Annotated in this window: 11 protein-coding genes; 6 read left to right on the top strand and 5 right to left on the bottom strand. The window is 60.7% G+C overall.

The features are described 5' to 3' along the window. Positions 1–374 precede the first annotated feature (374 nt). Both IEX27_RS01090 and IEX27_RS01085 read left to right on the top strand, forming a co-directional pair. Positions 375–2,231: an autotransporter assembly complex protein TamA gene (locus IEX27_RS01090; protein ID WP_188719568.1), complete on the top strand. Its 1,857-nt coding sequence runs from the start codon at positions 375–377 to the stop codon at positions 2,229–2,231. Then, positions 2,228–6,844, top strand: a complete 4,617-nt coding sequence (locus IEX27_RS01085; protein ID WP_188719076.1) for a translocation/assembly module TamB domain-containing protein — start codon at positions 2,228–2,230, stop codon at positions 6,842–6,844. The genes IEX27_RS01090 and IEX27_RS01085 overlap by 4 nt, the downstream gene beginning before the upstream one ends. 249 nt (positions 6,845–7,093) lie before the next feature. Here IEX27_RS01085 and IEX27_RS01080 read toward each other — a convergent pair whose 3' ends face one another. Further along, entirely contained in the window at positions 7,094–7,867 is a 774-nt protein-coding gene (locus tag IEX27_RS01080; protein WP_188719075.1) for an MBL fold metallo-hydrolase, read from the bottom strand. A gap of 258 nt (positions 7,868–8,125) precedes the next feature. Between IEX27_RS01080 and IEX27_RS01075 the strand changes: the two genes are divergently transcribed. Beyond that, positions 8,126–8,803, top strand: coding sequence for an HAD family hydrolase (locus IEX27_RS01075; RefSeq protein ID WP_188719074.1), 678 nt, complete (start codon positions 8,126–8,128; stop codon positions 8,801–8,803). A 121-nt stretch (positions 8,804–8,924) separates the two neighbouring features. Continuing rightward, a complete protein-coding gene (locus IEX27_RS01070) occupies positions 8,925–9,308 on the top strand; it encodes a DUF983 domain-containing protein (RefSeq protein WP_188719073.1) in 384 nt (127 codons plus the stop codon). Between the two features lie 74 nt (positions 9,309–9,382). Here the strand turns inward: IEX27_RS01070 and IEX27_RS01065 are convergent, their stop codons facing one another. The 4 genes from IEX27_RS01065 to IEX27_RS01050 all read right to left on the bottom strand — a co-directional run bounded on the left by IEX27_RS01065 (position 9,383) and on the right by IEX27_RS01050 (position 13,626). Continuing rightward, on the bottom strand, positions 9,383–10,552 hold the full coding sequence (locus IEX27_RS01065; protein WP_188719072.1) for a glutathionylspermidine synthase family protein: 1,170 nt from the start codon (positions 10,550–10,552) through the stop codon (positions 9,383–9,385). Between the two features lie 24 nt (positions 10,553–10,576). Further along, complete coding sequence (locus tag IEX27_RS01060; RefSeq protein ID WP_188719071.1) at positions 10,577–11,107, bottom strand: DUF1190 domain-containing protein; 531 nt, start codon at positions 11,105–11,107, stop codon at positions 10,577–10,579. Positions 11,108–11,190: 83 nt separating this feature from the next. Next, positions 11,191–12,267 (bottom strand): lipid II:glycine glycyltransferase FemX, encoded by a 1,077-nt coding sequence (locus tag IEX27_RS01055; RefSeq protein WP_188719070.1) that lies wholly within the window; start codon positions 12,265–12,267, stop codon positions 11,191–11,193. Positions 12,268–12,300: 33 nt separating this feature from the next. Then, positions 12,301–13,626 (bottom strand): lipopolysaccharide biosynthesis protein, encoded by a 1,326-nt coding sequence (locus IEX27_RS01050; RefSeq protein WP_188719069.1) that lies wholly within the window; start codon positions 13,624–13,626, stop codon positions 12,301–12,303. Positions 13,627–13,906: 280 nt separating this feature from the next. Here IEX27_RS01050 and IEX27_RS01045 point away from each other — a divergent pair, with 280 nt between their 5' ends. Together IEX27_RS01045 and IEX27_RS01040 are read left to right on the top strand one after the other, a co-directional pair. Beyond that, on the top strand, positions 13,907–14,257 hold the full coding sequence (locus tag IEX27_RS01045) for a 5-carboxymethyl-2-hydroxymuconate Delta-isomerase (RefSeq protein WP_188719068.1): 351 nt from the start codon (positions 13,907–13,909) through the stop codon (positions 14,255–14,257). 283 nt (positions 14,258–14,540) lie between these two features. Next, complete coding sequence (locus IEX27_RS01040; protein WP_188719067.1) at positions 14,541–15,590, top strand: polysaccharide pyruvyl transferase family protein; 1,050 nt, start codon at positions 14,541–14,543, stop codon at positions 15,588–15,590. Positions 15,591–15,727: the final 137 nt, after the last annotated feature.

Here is a 15,727-nt window from a genome sequence, read left to right as displayed (position 1 = left end):
CTCTCTGTGCGCCTCAGCGAATTCGATGGTCGCGTAAATCACGCGCTTATATTGCATCGGAATAAAAGTTTGCGTCACGAAGATGGCCATTTGTGTAACAAGCAAATTGAACATGTGTGCCACGCCAGCTATCCCCGTCTGCCCTGCCCAAATGCATACTTTTTTAGCCAAACTTTCAGCTTATTTCTGCCTGGCATTGCATTGGCAAATGTTTGTGGTCAGGTTTAAAGCTCGTCCAGGTGCGTCCTGGGCCTCCAACACGATGAAATACAGGCGAATCGACCTGACGGGTGCAGCCATTGCCTAACGGAATTCTCAGAGCCGGATTGTTCAAGTATCTCGTTGCCGCCTCTGTGCCGGCGATCCTGCTGCCTATGGCCACGCCCGCCGAGGCATTCCAGATCTTCGGCCTCAAGCTTTTCGAGGGAAAGCAGGATCAGGCTGCTGAAGATGTCATCGGTACACCGCAACCTTATGAGGTTGAGGTCGTCGTCAGCGGCGGCGATTCGGACGTCGAGGATCGTATCCGGTCCGCATCGTCCCTCTGGAACAATCGTGAGAAACCGGCTTCCGGAGCCGCCGGGCTTATCGCCAGCGCGCGTGGCGATTATCGCCGTCTGCTCGACACGAGCTATGCGCTTGGCCGCTATGGACCCTCGATATCCATCACCATCAACGGCAAGGAAGCTGCAGGACTTCTGCCGGACGAGGAGTTCGGCGGTATGGCCCGCGTGGTCATCACGGTTGATCCGGGTCCGCAATTCGCCTTCTCCAACGCGCAGGTGGTCAACCGGGCTCCAACGCCGACCAACCGCCGCGACCGCGTGGAGGACGCATTCAAGAAGGAGTTCCTTCCCGGGCAGCCGGCGCGCAGTGGTGTCATCCTCGGCACGGCCCGTACCGCCGTCGAGGAATGGCGGCAACAGGGCTATCCCAAGGCGACCATCTCAGAACAGCGCGTCGTTGCGGCTCACGACACCGATACGGTCGATGCCGCGTTGGTGGTCGATCCAGGCCCCTACGCGGTGTTCGGGCCGGTCAGCGTAACCGGTACTGAACGCATGAACCCGGAGTTCGTCGCGTGGATGACGGGGATCAAGCCCGGCCAGGAATATGATCCGGACGAAATCCAGGCGGCGCGCGACCGTCTCGCACGACTTGGCGTCTTCCGCGCCTCGCGCATCGAGGAAGCTGAGACTGTCGGCGCTGACGGCATGCTGCCGCTGACACTCTTCGTGCAGGAGCGCGCGCGGCGGCGGTTCAGCGTCGGTGCAACCTACTCCACCGTGGACGGTCTCGGTCTCGAAGCCTCATGGCTTCACCGCAATCTCTTTGGCCGCGCCGAAAGCATCCGCTTCGAAGGCAAGGTCGCGGGTATCGGTGAAACGATCGACCCGAAGAAGTTCACCTACCGCGCAGGTGCAACCTTCACCATGCCCGGCCTCTATACGCCGGACACAGACTTCGTTGCCTCGCTTTATGGCGACCGCGAGGTGCTGGAGCGCTATACGCGCACCGGCGTCACCGGTCAGGCAGGATTCACGCACCAGTTCGACAAACAGCTTTCGGGACGGCTGTTTGCAGTCGGCACTTATAACAAGTTCGAGGATGACGTCTTCGGCACGCGCGACTTCGTCACGGCAGGCTTCCTTGGAGGTCTCACCTATGATTCACGCGACAACAAGACAGATGCTACCGAAGGCATCTACGCCGACCTAACACTCGAGCCCTATTACGAGTTCAACTACGGAAATGCTGCCGCCAAGGTGGTGGGCGAAGTGCGAGGCTATTACAGCGTCGATGACAACAGCCGCTTTGTCGTCGCGGGACGCGCGAAGATTGGGGCGATCTTCGATCCGCCGATTTCCGAGACGCCGCCAGACAAGCTGTTCTTTGCCGGTGGCGGCGGTTCGGTGCGCGGTTATGCCTATCGTAACATCGGCGTCGATACGCCAGCAGGCGTTGCCGGTGGCCGCTCGCTGATCGAAGGTTCGGCGGAAGTGCGCGTTCGCGTCACGCCGACGATCGGTGTCGTGGCCTTTGCCGATGCGGGCTATGTCGGCGAGGATTCGATCCCCGACTTTTCGGAAGATCTTCGTATTGGCGTCGGTGGCGGCCTGCGCTACCTGACAGGTTTCGGGCCAATCCGGCTCGACGTGGCAACACCGCTGGACCGCCGTTCGGGTGATCCATCTGTCGCAATCTACGTGGGAATAGGTCAGGCGTTTTGATCCGGATCGTACTCATCTCTGTTGTCGGAATTACCGCTGGAATCGCGCTGGCGCAGGACACTGCAACCCAGACGCCGGAAGAAGAACGCTCGTTCTTCACCTCGCTGCTTGAGGACCAACTGTCGACGCCGAACCGGATCATCCGGATCAGCGGCATTCAGGGTGTGCTCTCGTCCGAAGCGACCATTGGCCAGATCACCATCGCGGATCGCCAGGGCGTGTGGCTGCGCATCAACAACGCCACAATCGACTGGAGCCGCACCACGCTGCTGCTGCGCCAGCGGCTGGAAGTCTCCAGGCTTGCCGCCGAGTCGATCGAGGTGGTCCGCAAGCCCTTGCCCGACGAGAACGCCCTGCCCTCGCCGGAAGCCACTTCGTTCTCGGTTCCCGAATTGCCGATTGCAGTGAACCTCGGTGCACTTGAAGTGCCGAGCCTTTCCTTCGGCGAGACTGTTTTCGGACTGGCGTCCCAGGTCTCGCTCACCGGACGCCTGCAGCTTGAGGAAGGTGCACTCGACACCGCACTCGATGTAACGCGCACCGACGGCCCGGGCGGCGAGCTGTCGCTTGCGGCGAAGTACGCGAATTCTACCTCTGAACTCGCGCTGAACCTCAGCCTCTCCGAACCGGCAGACGGCATTCTCGCCAACGCCCTCAATATCGAGGGACGCCCGCCGCTCGCCCTCACCGTTCAGGGCGAAGGTCCACTTCAGAACCTCGACGTGCAACTGGCGCTGGACGCCGACGGTCAGCGCACGCTGGCAGGCTCTGCACAGCTGCGGGGCCAGCCGGAAGGGCTTGGCTTCAACGTCAATCTCGGCGGCCCGATCAGCACGCTTATTCCCGCGCAGTATCGCGGCTTCTTTGGCGCCGATACCCGCCTGCAGGCTGCGGGCGTTTCGCGCGACGCTGGCGGGCTGCTGCTGTCATCGCTCACGCTTTCGAGTGCTGCCCTTCAGCTTGAAGCGGCAGCCGAGACAGCTGCTGACGGGTTCCTCACCAATCTCTCGCTTGATGCGACCATTGCCGATCCCTCGAACCAGGCGGTCCTCCTGCCGGTTGCGGGCGGTGACACAACACTGCAATCGGCCAAGCTCACCGCCACCTATGGCGAGGCTGGCAGCGAGGCATGGCGCGTCGATCTCGATGTTGCCGACCTGCGCACGAGCAGTTTTGCCGCGCGTGACACAAGCCTCGAGATCAACGGACAGGCGCGGAACCTTCAGGACCCCGCCAACCGGCAGATCACCTATGCGCTTTCAGGCGGCCTTACCGGCATTACCGCCGAGGACGAAGCAATCCAGGAATTGCTTGGCGACAGCATCAATCTCAGCAGCCGTGGCGGATGGAAATCGGGCCAGCCGCTGTCGCTTGGCCAGCTGGAGCTTGCCGCTCACAGCTTCGTAGCCCGCCTTTCCGGCGATGTTCAGGACCTTGCCTTTAACGGCAAGATTGCACTTGAAGCAGCTGATATTGCTCCGTTTTCCGAACTTGCCGGCCGCGATGTAAGCGGTGGCCTGACGCTTGCTGCGGATGGCGAGCTTCGCCCGATCAGCGGTGCGTTCAACCTGGTGCTGGATGGCACTGGATCGGAACTGCGCATCGGTGAGCCTGCCGCCGACAACCTGCTTGAAGGTACGACGCGGCTTACCGGTCGCGTCGCACGCACAACGCAAGGCTTCGAAGCGGAAAATTTCCGCATCGCTAACGAACAGCTCGAACTCGATGCAAACGGCACCTTCTCCACGGAAGCTGCCGACTTCCAGTTCGATGCAGCGGTCTCCGATCTTGCCCTCCTCTCGGAGCGTGCAAGCGGTCGTCTGACGGCGACCGGAACGGCCAAAGGCAGCGCCAGCGATCTCAAGATCGACTTTGTGGCAGAAGCGCCGCAGGGCAAGCTGCTGGACCGCAACCTGACGCAGGCGCGTCTCGGCTTCGACGGTCGCATGCAACAGGGTAACCTCAACGGCCGCGTCTCGGGTGATGCGTTCCTCGACGGCACGCGCACCAGCTTGCAGGCAGACGTTGCTTTAGCTGACGGCGCCAAGAGCCTGAACGGAATCGATTTTTCGGCTGGCGGCGCGCGGCTGACGGGCGGCGTCCGCCAAGATGCTGCGGGTTTGCTCACCGGCAATCTGGCTGTCGACGCCGCTGACATTTCTACTGCTGCAGCCCTCTTCCTGACGGAAGCGCGCGGTTCGATCAAGGCCAACATAGACCTTGAGCCCCGCAACAACGAACAGCAAGCAACGATCAACGGCACCGTTCGGGGCCTTGAGCTTGAAGCCGTTTCGCTCAAGAGCGCCGACATCGAAGCGACGGCGTCTGACCTGTTCGGCGTTCCGGCGATCCAGGGAGTGCTCAGCGCGGAAGGTTTGAACGCCGGCGGTATCGACGTTGCGCGCCTTGCCGCCAACGCAACGTCAAACGGCAGTGATACGGCGTTCAACGCGACCGCGTCACTCACCAACGGCACCGACGTCGCCGCGAAGGGCAACCTTGCGCCGGTTCAGGACGGTTTCCGCCTCGGCCTCGATGAACTGTCTCTGCGCCAGAACCAGATCGCGGCGCGACTGCTGCGGCCGGTCACCGGGACGATGGCGAACGAGAATGTCTCCTTCACGCCGCTCGAGCTCGATATTGCGGGTGGCCGCTTGACGGCGGAAGGCTCTGCCGGAGAGACGCTCAACGTCGCCCTTTCCATGGCAGGCGTTCCGCTTTCGATCGCCAATTCGATCAAGCCTGATCTCGGGCTCGGTGGTACTCTCGACGGCAATGCCACGGTTGGCGGTACGCGTGCTGCACCGCAGATCGGCTTCAACGTGCGCGGCAGCGACATCCGCGCGGCGGCCCTCGCCAATGCTGGTATTTCCTCGCTAGCCGTAAGAGCAGATGGCACGACCGACGGGACGCTCCTCAATGTGAACACCGAAGTATCAAGTCCCGACGGCCTGCGCGCCAATGTGAACGGCAATGTGCCGCTCAATGGCGGCGAACTCGGGCTGGATGTTAACCTGCAGTCGTTCCCGCTTGCACTCCTCAACCGTCAGGTGCCGAACCAGAACCTCGGCGGAACGCTGACTGGCACGGCGAAGGTTGCAGGCAGGCTGGAAGATCCGAACGTTCAGTTCAACATCCAGGGCAGCGGCCTCACCGCGCTGCAGCTCAACGAATTTGGCGCCTCGCCGCTGTCGCTCGATGTTGCAGGCTCCTTCGCCAAGAATACGGTCCAGCTTTCATCCCTGACGGCTAACGGACCTTCCGGGCTGACGCTGACGGCCAATGGCAGCATTCCGATCGAAGGTGCTGGCCTTGCTGTGACCGCGCGCGGCTCGATACCGCTTGCGCTTGGAAATCGCCTGCTGATCGATCGTGGAACGCAGCTTTCCGGCACGGCCACAGCCGACATCCAGGCATCGGGCAGCATCAGCAATCCGGTGGTAAACGGCACAATTTCCACCAGCGGCGCGTCCGTGGTCGATCCGCTTACCAACCTGCGCCTCAACGACCTGCGTGTTGACGCAGCGCTGGCTGGCGATCGGGTTGAGCTGCGGACGGCAACGGCTGCCTTCTCACGCGGCGGCAGGATCAACGTCAACGGTTCCATTTCGACGGACGCGGCTGCGGGCTTCCCGGCCGATCTTTCGATCCGCCTCAACCAGGCGCGCTATACCGACGGCGAGCTCGTAACGGCTACAGTCGAGGGCGCCATGAACATTTCCGGCGCTCTCACGCGGGACCCGCTGCTCTCGGGCAACGTGCGCATCGAGCGCGCTGAGATCGTCGTGCCGGAAAGCCTCGGTGGTGGCGCAGCAGGCATCGACGTCAGGCACATCGATGCACCTGCCAGTGTGATCCAGACGCTGGAGCGGGCGCGCGCCAATGATGGCACGCCCGTTCCCGGCAGTCGCCCGAGCGTAATGCGGCTGGACCTGACCGTCGACGCCCCTGCCCGCATCTTCATCCGCGGCCGCGGCCTTGATGCCGAAGTCGGCGGATCGGTGCGCCTGACGGGTCCGGTGACGTCGGTGGAGCCTGTCGGTGGTTTCCGCCTGATCCGTGGTCGTCTTGCCATCCTTGGCCAGCGCATCGTGCTGAGCGAAGGTACGGTGACGCTGACGGGCGACCTTGATCCTGACCTCAACTTCACCGCCACGTCGGAAGCGAACGACATCAACATCATTCTGACCGTCCGGGGCCGCGTTTCAGATCCCAAGGTTGGCTTCTCGTCCGACCCGACGCTGCCCGAGGACGAAGTGCTTTCGCAGCTGATCTTCAACCGCAGCATCGACGAACTGTCGCCGCTGCAGCTGGCGCAGCTTGCCGTTGCCGCATCGGAACTTGCTGGGGGAAGCAACACGTCGCTCCTTGGATCGCTGCGCAACGCAACCGGGCTGGATGAGCTCGACGTGGTAACCGACAAGGAAGGTAATCTCGGCGTGCGGGCCGGCCGCTACATCCAGGAGAATATCTATCTCGGCGTCGAAACGGGTGCGAGCGGCAATGCCAAGGCCACGATCAACCTGGATCTGACGGAGCACCTGCGTTTGAAGGGTTCGGCTGGTACCGATGGCGACACCGGCGGCGGTATCTTCTACGAAAAGGATTATTGAGGCTCCTCAGCCCTCAGTGCAGAAACCTCAAAATGCCGTCGCCATGCTCTGGCGGCGGCATTTTTGTTTGACGCAACTCACGGAAACCCAGGCAAAAAAAATGCCGGCTGAGCCGGCAAACGGTACGCAATTGTGGGGTTGGGGGGCGGGGAAGTGCGTACCGTCGGGAGAGAAATCATCTACGCGGAAAAAGGTTCCGGACTTTTTTCAATTTTTTTCAGCGATCGATGATGAAGCCGTAATTTCTCGTCAGTCGTACCACTTGCCGAGGATGACGTTCGTCTCCGGTGCGGCTTCCTTCACCTTGGCGGCGAAGGCCTCAACGTCGCTGCCCTGATAGTGGTACGGGTAGACATTGGCCGGCTTGAACTCAGCCACAGCCGAACTCGCCTGATCGATGTCCATCGTGTAAGGCACGTTCATCGGCAGGAAGGCAATGTCGATATCCTTCAATGCGCGCATCTCCGGAATGTCTTCCGTGTCGCCAGCGATGTAGACGCGGCGGCCGTCGACGGTCAGCACATAGCCGTTGTCCCTGCCCTGCGGATGGTACTTCTTGCGATCCTCCGTCGTGTTGTAGGCGGGGATGGCCTCGATCTTCAGATCGCCGATATCCGTCGCCTCGCCGTTGGCGAGAGCAGACGCCTTGGCCTTCAGATCTTCCGGCAGCTTTTCGAGGACGGCCGGGTTGGTGATAAGCTTTGTCTGCTCGCCCATCACCGCACTCAGCGTCTCGGGATGGAAATGATCGCCATGCTCATGCGTGATGAGGATCAGGTCTGCCGGCGGCAGGCCATTGTAGGCATCCGCTCCGCCGGTCGGATCCGCGTAGATCACCAGACCGGGAACGGCCAGCACCACTGACGCATGCCCTACCGGATAGACGGTGATTTCGCCATTGTCGGTCTCATAGCGGTCGCCAGTGCGCTCCTGCGCAAAGGCTGATCGCATCACTCCGTTCATGCCCAGGAGCGCTGCTGCGCCAAGGCCGAGTTTCACTGTGGTTCTTCGGGTGAGCCTCATCCATTTACCTCCAGATCAATGGGTGTCTATGACCAGACTGCGGCATCCGAAAGCGCCCGTCCACTCATTGACGCGCCGGCAAAGAGAATTCCGTGCACGTTTATGTGAGCGCGACGCGAGCCCACCGCCGCTCTGACCTTGATCAATTTGCTTCAGGCCATTACATCGGCACTATAACTTGTTTGCGGATGCCACCCCTGCTCCGCCCTTCTGGTACTCACTGGAACACGTTTCTTGAATATGTCTGGACCTGGCCACTTGCTGGCGGAACCAATTGAAGCCGTTCTCTTCGACATGGACGGCACGCTGATCGATTCGGAATCCGTGTTCCGGACCGCGCTGTTCAACGCCTGTGCGGATCTCGGCTTCGAGATGACTGCGGACATCCACACCAGCATCATCGGCGGTACGGCGGAAAACACGCGGCGCGTGTTGTTCGACGCGTTCGGCGAGGCGTTTCCCTTCCCGCACTTCTATGACACGTGCACGATGCACATTCAGGCAGAGCTTGAACGCAATCCCATGCGCGCCAAGCGCGGGGCGGAAGACCTGCTCCAGTTCCTGGACAACACCGGCATTCCGATGGCTGTTGCCACCAGCTCACGCCATGTCCATGCGAACGGCCACCTTGCAAAGGTGGGGCTGCTGCCATTCTTCCGCACGGTCGTGACGCGCGACGATGTCACGAACCCGAAGCCTCATCCCGAACCATATCTCACCGCTGCGAAGCGGCTCGATATTCATCCCTCGCGCTGCATCGTCATCGAAGACACGCCGACTGGCGTGCTTGCCGCGACGTCTGCCGGCATGCGGACCATACTCGTGCCCGACATGCAGAAGCCTCCGCCTGAGATCGTCGCACTCTGCTCGCTGGTCCTCGATGATCTCACCCACGCGCACGATCATCTGGCGAAGGTGCTCGGCGAATTCGCCTGAGCCAATCAGTTATGGGTGGGACCGGCAAATCGTCACACCCGATTGACCCTTAGCACGCTTATTACCTACATGGGACATCGATCGGAGATATCCGGCAGCAAGCGTAAGGAAGGAAGTACCGATGTCCGAACAGCAGGAATGGCCGAAGCTTTCGCCAATGCAGGTCGGTCTTCGCGGGCGTTGTCCGCGCTGTGGTGAAGGAAGGCTGTTCAAGGGTTTCCTGACGCTTGCCGACCGTTGCGATGTCTGCGGTCTCGACTACTCCTTTGCCGACCCGGCTGATGGTCCCGCCTTCTTCGTCATGATCTTCGCGGTGATCCCGAGTGCAGCACTCGCCGTCTGGCTGGAAGTGCAGTATTCCGCACCGATCTGGGTGCACCTCCTCCTCACCCTACCCTTCATGTTGTTGACGTGCGTGCCAACGCTACGACCATTGAAGGGGTGGCTCGTGGCGAGCCAGTATTTCTACAAGGCCGAACAGGGCAAGCTCCACAGCCACGAGTAGCTTCCGCAGACATTCGAAGACAAGAAAAGCCCGATAGCGTTGAGCCGTCGGGCTTCTTTGTATTGGTGGTGATGTCAGTCGGCGATGAAGTGCGGCAGGAAACGCGAGGTGTTGCGCGTAATCGGCCCCTTGTCCTCACGGATACCAATCCCGCACGCCCGTCCAGCGATGATCCAGGAGCCGATGACTGCCCAGTCGTCGCCGAACTGCGGCAGCATGTGAAGCTGCTGGCGAATGAACCCTTCCGCACCATAGGCGCCGCCGACGCTGAAGCGACCTTCGGGCAGGCTCGGATCGATGATCGCGACGTTCGCTCCCTCGCGCGACAGCAAGGGCTTGCGCACATAGCTGTTGCCGAGGGAGTCAGCGGCCGGGCTTCCTTCGAAATAGGCGGGCAGAAGGTTCGGGTGGCCCGGGAACATCTCCCAGAGAACGGGTAACAGACCCTTGTTGGAGAGGACGAGCTTCCAGAGCGGCTCCACGACCCGCGTCGGCGTTCCGATCAGGTATTGGCCAAACTCCTCGCGGACCATGTCCTCGAGCGGATAGAGCTTGAACAGAGTGTCGATCCGATAGTCGTTGGTATCGGTAAACCAGCCTTCGGCATCGACGCCGATCTCGCTTATGTCGATCAGTGACGTCTCGATACCCGCCTGAACCGCGCAATCGGCAAGGTATTCGACGGTTCCCCTATCCTCGTCGCTCTGCAGAACAGCGGCAAAGTGCATGCGCCGGCTCGGACCAGCAATGAAAGGCAGAGACTCCACCAGCCGCTCGTGGATGCTGTTGAACTGGTCGGCATCGGGCGGAAGCAGGCCCTCCTCCTTCAACTGCTCCAACCAGCGCCACTGGAAGACGGCGGTTTCGAAAAGGCTCGTGGGAGTGTCGGCGTTGAATTCGAGAAGCTTGGCAGGCGACTGGCCGTCATAGGCGAAGTCGAACCGGCCGTAGAGGTCAAAATCCTTGCGCGTCCAGGAATCGCGGGCGGGCTGGTGGAACTCCTCTGGGATCGCCATGCGCTCCATCAAGGCGTCGTCACCGAGGATGCGGTCCACCGCCTGATAGCAAAGCGAAAGAAGCTCCTGCGTCGGGTCCTCGAGCTCCGTCTCGATCTCTGCGAGGGAGAAACGATAGGCGTGCGTCTCGTCCCAATAGGCTTCGCCATCAATCGTGTGAAAGGCGAAGCCGCAACGCTCCGCATCGTCCCGCCAGTCGGGACGTTCGTCAAAAGCTATGCGCTCCAATGCAGCGTTCCTTGTGCAGGCAGGTTAAGCTGATACGCCCATGGACCGGCTGCCAAAGCCGCCGCGGGCCATCGTGCGCGTCGTTGCTGCAGGTGTCTTTGCTACGGGCGAACTGGTCGAAACCTTCACTGGCCCGGTCGTGCGAGCCACCGTGTTGCCGCCAGCGTTGACGTAGGCGCCGGTGCCAGCCTGACGATAAACGGGCTGCGCGGGGACGGCTGCGGCTGGACCGCCAAGCGTCCTGCCGATCATGTATCCTGCCAGGATCGGCAGGAACGGGAAGCCGCCGGAAGCGTGCTGCTCTGTCGGCTGGGTGCACTGGTTAGCGCCGAACTCTGCTTCACAGTCTTCCTTCGACTGGAATGCAGGCGCTACCTTTTCGTGCATGGTGACCGCAGTCCTGAAGTCGGTCTCGCACTTCTCGGCCGTGTAGATCTTGCCGGCGATACATTCATCCACGGATGAATAAACCGCGGAATCCACGGCTTCGTCCTGGCAAGCCGCAAGCGAGGCTGCACCCATGATGACCAGCGAAACAGCAACAGAACGTTTCAAGAAGACCTCCAAAAGAACTTCAAACAGATATGGACATCCAGATCATCACAGTCAACCAACGACCGGGCAGAAAGGTCCATAACTCAGGCGGCCTGATCCTTGGTCGCGGTCGGTTTAGCCTGGCGGAACCTCTGCCTCATATCTCTCACCTTGAAGATGACATCGGCCGAGAGGCGGCTAACCCCGCTTTCCCAACGGTCAAGCTCGCCTTCCATGGTGACTATTCTCCCCGCCTTGCCCACCAAACCAGCCTTGAACTGGCGCAGGCCCGGTTCGTCCGCTATTCCGCCGAGGTCATACCAGGGATAGCCGTTTTCGTGCAGCCACCGGACAACCTCCCATTGGAGAGCGTAGCCCGCGCGGAGCGGCAGGGCCTCGGATGATGTGGCTCCAAACAGGTAGTAGGCAGCGTCTCCGAAAATCCCCAAGAGGGCACCAGCGACGAGCTTGCCTTCGTGAGTGGCGATGAAGAGCTTTGGCTTCAGGTCAGGCGGCAGGTTCGTCATCAGCTCGGTCGCCAGATGGATCGGTCCTGCCTCGACAAACTTCTTCCGCTCGGTCATGGACGCGTGAAGGGCCTTGAACGCCTCGACGTCTGCGCGGTCTTCACTGAGACGTACGTCCAGCTCGTTCTTCTGTGCCTGCCTCAGGTTATAGCGCCACTTCTGCGCAAGGCTCTTCAACTGCGCCTCTGCATCCAGGCTGGTGTTGACCACGAAGCGGTCCGCATCGTGATAAGGACGGCGGTTCTCGAAGCCAAGCTCGCGTAGCCACGCACATTCCTGCGCATGATAGTCGGGATGCGGCCGGGGCAGGATCGTCAGGCAATGCCCGCGCTTGACGCAGTATTCCTCGTGCAGGGCCGCGATCATCCGGCGGTAGATAGCCGGATCGACCGGCTGGCCCTTCCTGCGCCAGAAGGGACCAAAGCGCAGGTAAGCCGTTCCCCGACCAACGAGTGGCAGCTTGAAGATCGCGACACGAGCACCAGCTACCGGCTCACCATCGCGCCGCAGGAGAATATGACTGTCCCTGCCCTTCCAGTGGCCGCTGGAAAAGGCTGCGACCTGCTCGCCGCTCAGATCCAGAAAGTCGCAGCAGATGTCATCCCACGCGTCATTTGGGATGGTATCGACTTCTATCGTATACTGTTCACTCATTGCCCCTCCTGAGTAAACCGCTGATCCTGATCGTCACGCGATCAGCCTGCCCACCGCGAAGTGCAGCAGAAGCGTTTCCAGCGCGATGGAAGCAGTGGTTGCTGCTGCGGCGCCCATGGCGCCAAAATCGGTGATGAAGGTCATGCAGAGCAGCAGGTTGACGACGAGCGCCACGCAATAGATCGCGGCGCATACCCGCTGACGGCCCATCATGTTCAGAACCTGCTCGCCCGGGCCGATGGCCGCGCGCAGTACAAGGCCAGCGGTAATCACCAGGACGAGGCTGTAGCCGGACATGAATTCCTCGCCGAACAGCCAGAGGAGCGGTCGGCCAAGGACGATGATGACTCCGCTCACCAGCAGGGTGGGCCAAAAGGTCCACTTGATGGAGTTGCGATAGAAAGCCCGAAGCCCCTGCCGGTCGCCAGCCGCGTTCAGAGCGGCAAAACGGTAGGCGACGGAAGCCGCAACGGAGAAATAGACCATGGAGATGATCGCGGTGAGCTTCGTCGCCGTGTAGAAGACAGCGATGTCTTCCGGCGTGCTGTAAACCTGCAGCAGCAACACACCCACGTAGCTCAGCATGAACTGAAACAGGCTTGCGAGCAGGATCGGGAACGAGGACACGACCCAATCGCGGCGCTCGTAGCTCGAGGGACCGGGTTCGATCCGCTTGCGGACGCGCGTCTCGAAGACGGCAATCTGGCCTACGGCCGTCAGCCAGGTGGAAAGAACACCCGCCCACATGGCGTAGGTTGCGTCGATCTCGAAGCCCAGGGCGACGAAGAGAATAAGGATCGCAAGGAGAAGCAGCGGACGGATGATGTAGCCCGGCACCAGAGCCAGGTTGATCCACCCGAACGCGCGCGAGGCGCCATCCTGTGCATAGGTAATGCCGTAAGGCGGCAGCACCATGCAGGCAAGCAGCAGCGGCGCCACCAGATACGCGTCCAGCCAGTCGCCCACCAGCCAGATTACCAGCGCTGCGGCAAGGGAAAGCGCGCTGATGCAGATGCCCGGCATCCACCGGCTCGATTGGATGAAGCCGCGAACCAGGTCGTGCTGCTTGCGCTGCAGATAGGCGGGAATGACGCGCTGTGCCGTTATCGCGAAACCCAGATCAGACACTACACCCACGATCAGTACCCAGGTCCAGACATAAACGAATATGCCGAACTCGTAGGCGCCCATCCAGCGGGCCATGATGATATGGGTAATATAGGTGATGGCAGCGTTGGTAATGCGAATAGAGAAGGCCGAACCTGCCGCGAGCTTCACGCTGCGGTCGGATCCCCCCAGCAACATTCGCAGCATGCGCACCCCCCCGGCATCCGCACCCTGGCTTGCTTCATCCGTCATATTTTCCCGCCCCATTGACCAGAGTCACGACGCCCGAACGCCAGAAATGCTCCATCAGGCTACCGAGCGCCCCTGATCCGTATGACCAGCCAATGTTCTAGCGGCAAAAAGTTAGCTTTCTGTGCCCGACGTGGCTCTAGCACTGCTCGCTCGGCCTTTGCAACTGCAGCGCGTTGCATAGCTGCTAAAGTTGGCGCTTGGGGATTGATTTGTTGGCGGTTAGCGGCAAACTCGCCAAAGTCATCGTCTCTCAGGGGGAGCGGCCTGGCCGTATCCGTTTATGCCGCATCTTGTCGTTGAATACAGCCGTTCCGTCGAAAATACATATGACGTGAAAGTGATCATGGACGTCGTCTTCGAAGCCGGTGTCAGCTCCGGTATCATGAAGGCCGAAGACATCAAGGTTCGCGCCCTTGCCTATGATCACTACCGGCTCGGGGGCGGGCTGACATCCTTCCTCCATCTGGGGGCCTATCTCCTGACCGGCCGCACGCCCGAGCAGAAGGAACATTTTTCCACGCTCATGCGCAGCCGCCTGGCCGATCACTTCCCTGAGATCGAGAGCATCAGCATCGACGTCCGCGACATGGATCCGGTCGCCTACAAGAAACGCCTTCTGTCGGACGAATAAGTCTCCCGCTCAGAACCAACATCGCAACCTCCGGGGGAGACCGCAAAGAGCACTCCTGCGGTACACGCTGCCTTTTCATGATCGCCGGTTCATCAGCCTGCCTCAGCGCCTGCAAACCGGGCCGGAGGCAGCACCAATTATTGTTATCGCGTGAACCATTATGTTAGTAATCGCGTTCTGGTGACCGGTCGGCACTGAGCATTGTCTCAGGGCCTTGGGGCTCAGGATGCGAGAGCGCATGAAAATTGCAGTGATAACGGCAGCCAACCCGAGAAATTCGGGTATGTACAGCGTTGACCTGGCAGCAAAGGAATTCTTCTCGCAACTCGGCGTCGATTTCACCATCTTCGTAGCCCAGGCCAAGAAGAAGAACATCTCCCGCATCCTGCCCGGCCTTCAAGCCTACAGGTTGCAATTTGGACAGCTGCGGCATTCACTGCTTCGCTCGATCGATGAACTCAATAGCTTCAGCCATATAGTCTATTGGGGCGACTTCCTGAACAATCCGCGTTACGGGCGGGCCGATTTTGCCCCACGCGATGTATCGTGCGGACTCGCAAAGTCGGAGGAAGAAGCCTGGCTTCGCTGGGGCCGGCTTTTCGCACTGACCGATGGCGCACCATCCGGCCGCGTCATGTCCGTCGGCGGCAACTTCCAACACCCGCTCGATGCGGCAGAAGCAGAGACACTACGCACGTTTCTGAGCAAAGCCGACTGCGTTCTCCCCCGTGACCCCTATTCACTGAAAAACATTGCACCACTTGCCTCACCCAGCACCAAGCTTGCTGGAGGTATCGACTGCGCGTTCCTGCTCTCGAACCACGACCAGTTTGTGGAAGAGGGAAAATATTTCTGCTACGAGTTCGGCCGTTCCGCGCTCCCCGACACCGAAGCGCTTGTCCGTTCGGTTGAGGCGGCAACGGGGTTGAACGGCATCAGGCTGGCCGACTGGCTGAACCTCAGGTACAAATCAGCGGATGCGGTGTTCTGGCGGCAGAAAGCCGTGATCTCTTCCGCGCAGTTCATCCTTACGGACATCTACCATCTATCGATCAACGCTCTGAACAGCGGTGTGCCGGTCTTCTGCCTGGGCGAACCGTCCGGGGCGCAGACCGGCACGCTTGGCGACTTCAAGAAGAAGGTGTTGTTCGAGATGCTAACCCTTGATGATCATTACTACGAGATCGAAGGAAACGCTGAAGCCCCTTACGCGCATGTGCTGGAGGCGATAAAGGACCGCCCAGGGCGCGCCTCCGCGCAATGGAAAGAACGCGTGGCGCACATTCAACAGCTCAAGAACAGCTTCCGCTCGGATCTGATTGCCGCCCTCTAACGCGTGAATACTCTGCAGCTGAATAACGGCGGCAAGCAAATTCTATCGGTTGACCGCCAGCAAGCGTCGCGCCACACGACAGAAGCGGAGTTGGTCTTCGCTGAAGCCGGTGCTTTGGCGAGATAGACGTGGCGATG

This window comes from Nitratireductor aestuarii (genome assembly GCF_014641695.1).
Lineage (GTDB): Bacteria > Pseudomonadota > Alphaproteobacteria > Rhizobiales > Rhizobiaceae > Chelativorans > Chelativorans aestuarii.
The sequence above is the reverse complement of the archived record's forward strand: the minus strand, read 5'-3'. Positions and strand labels throughout refer to the sequence as shown.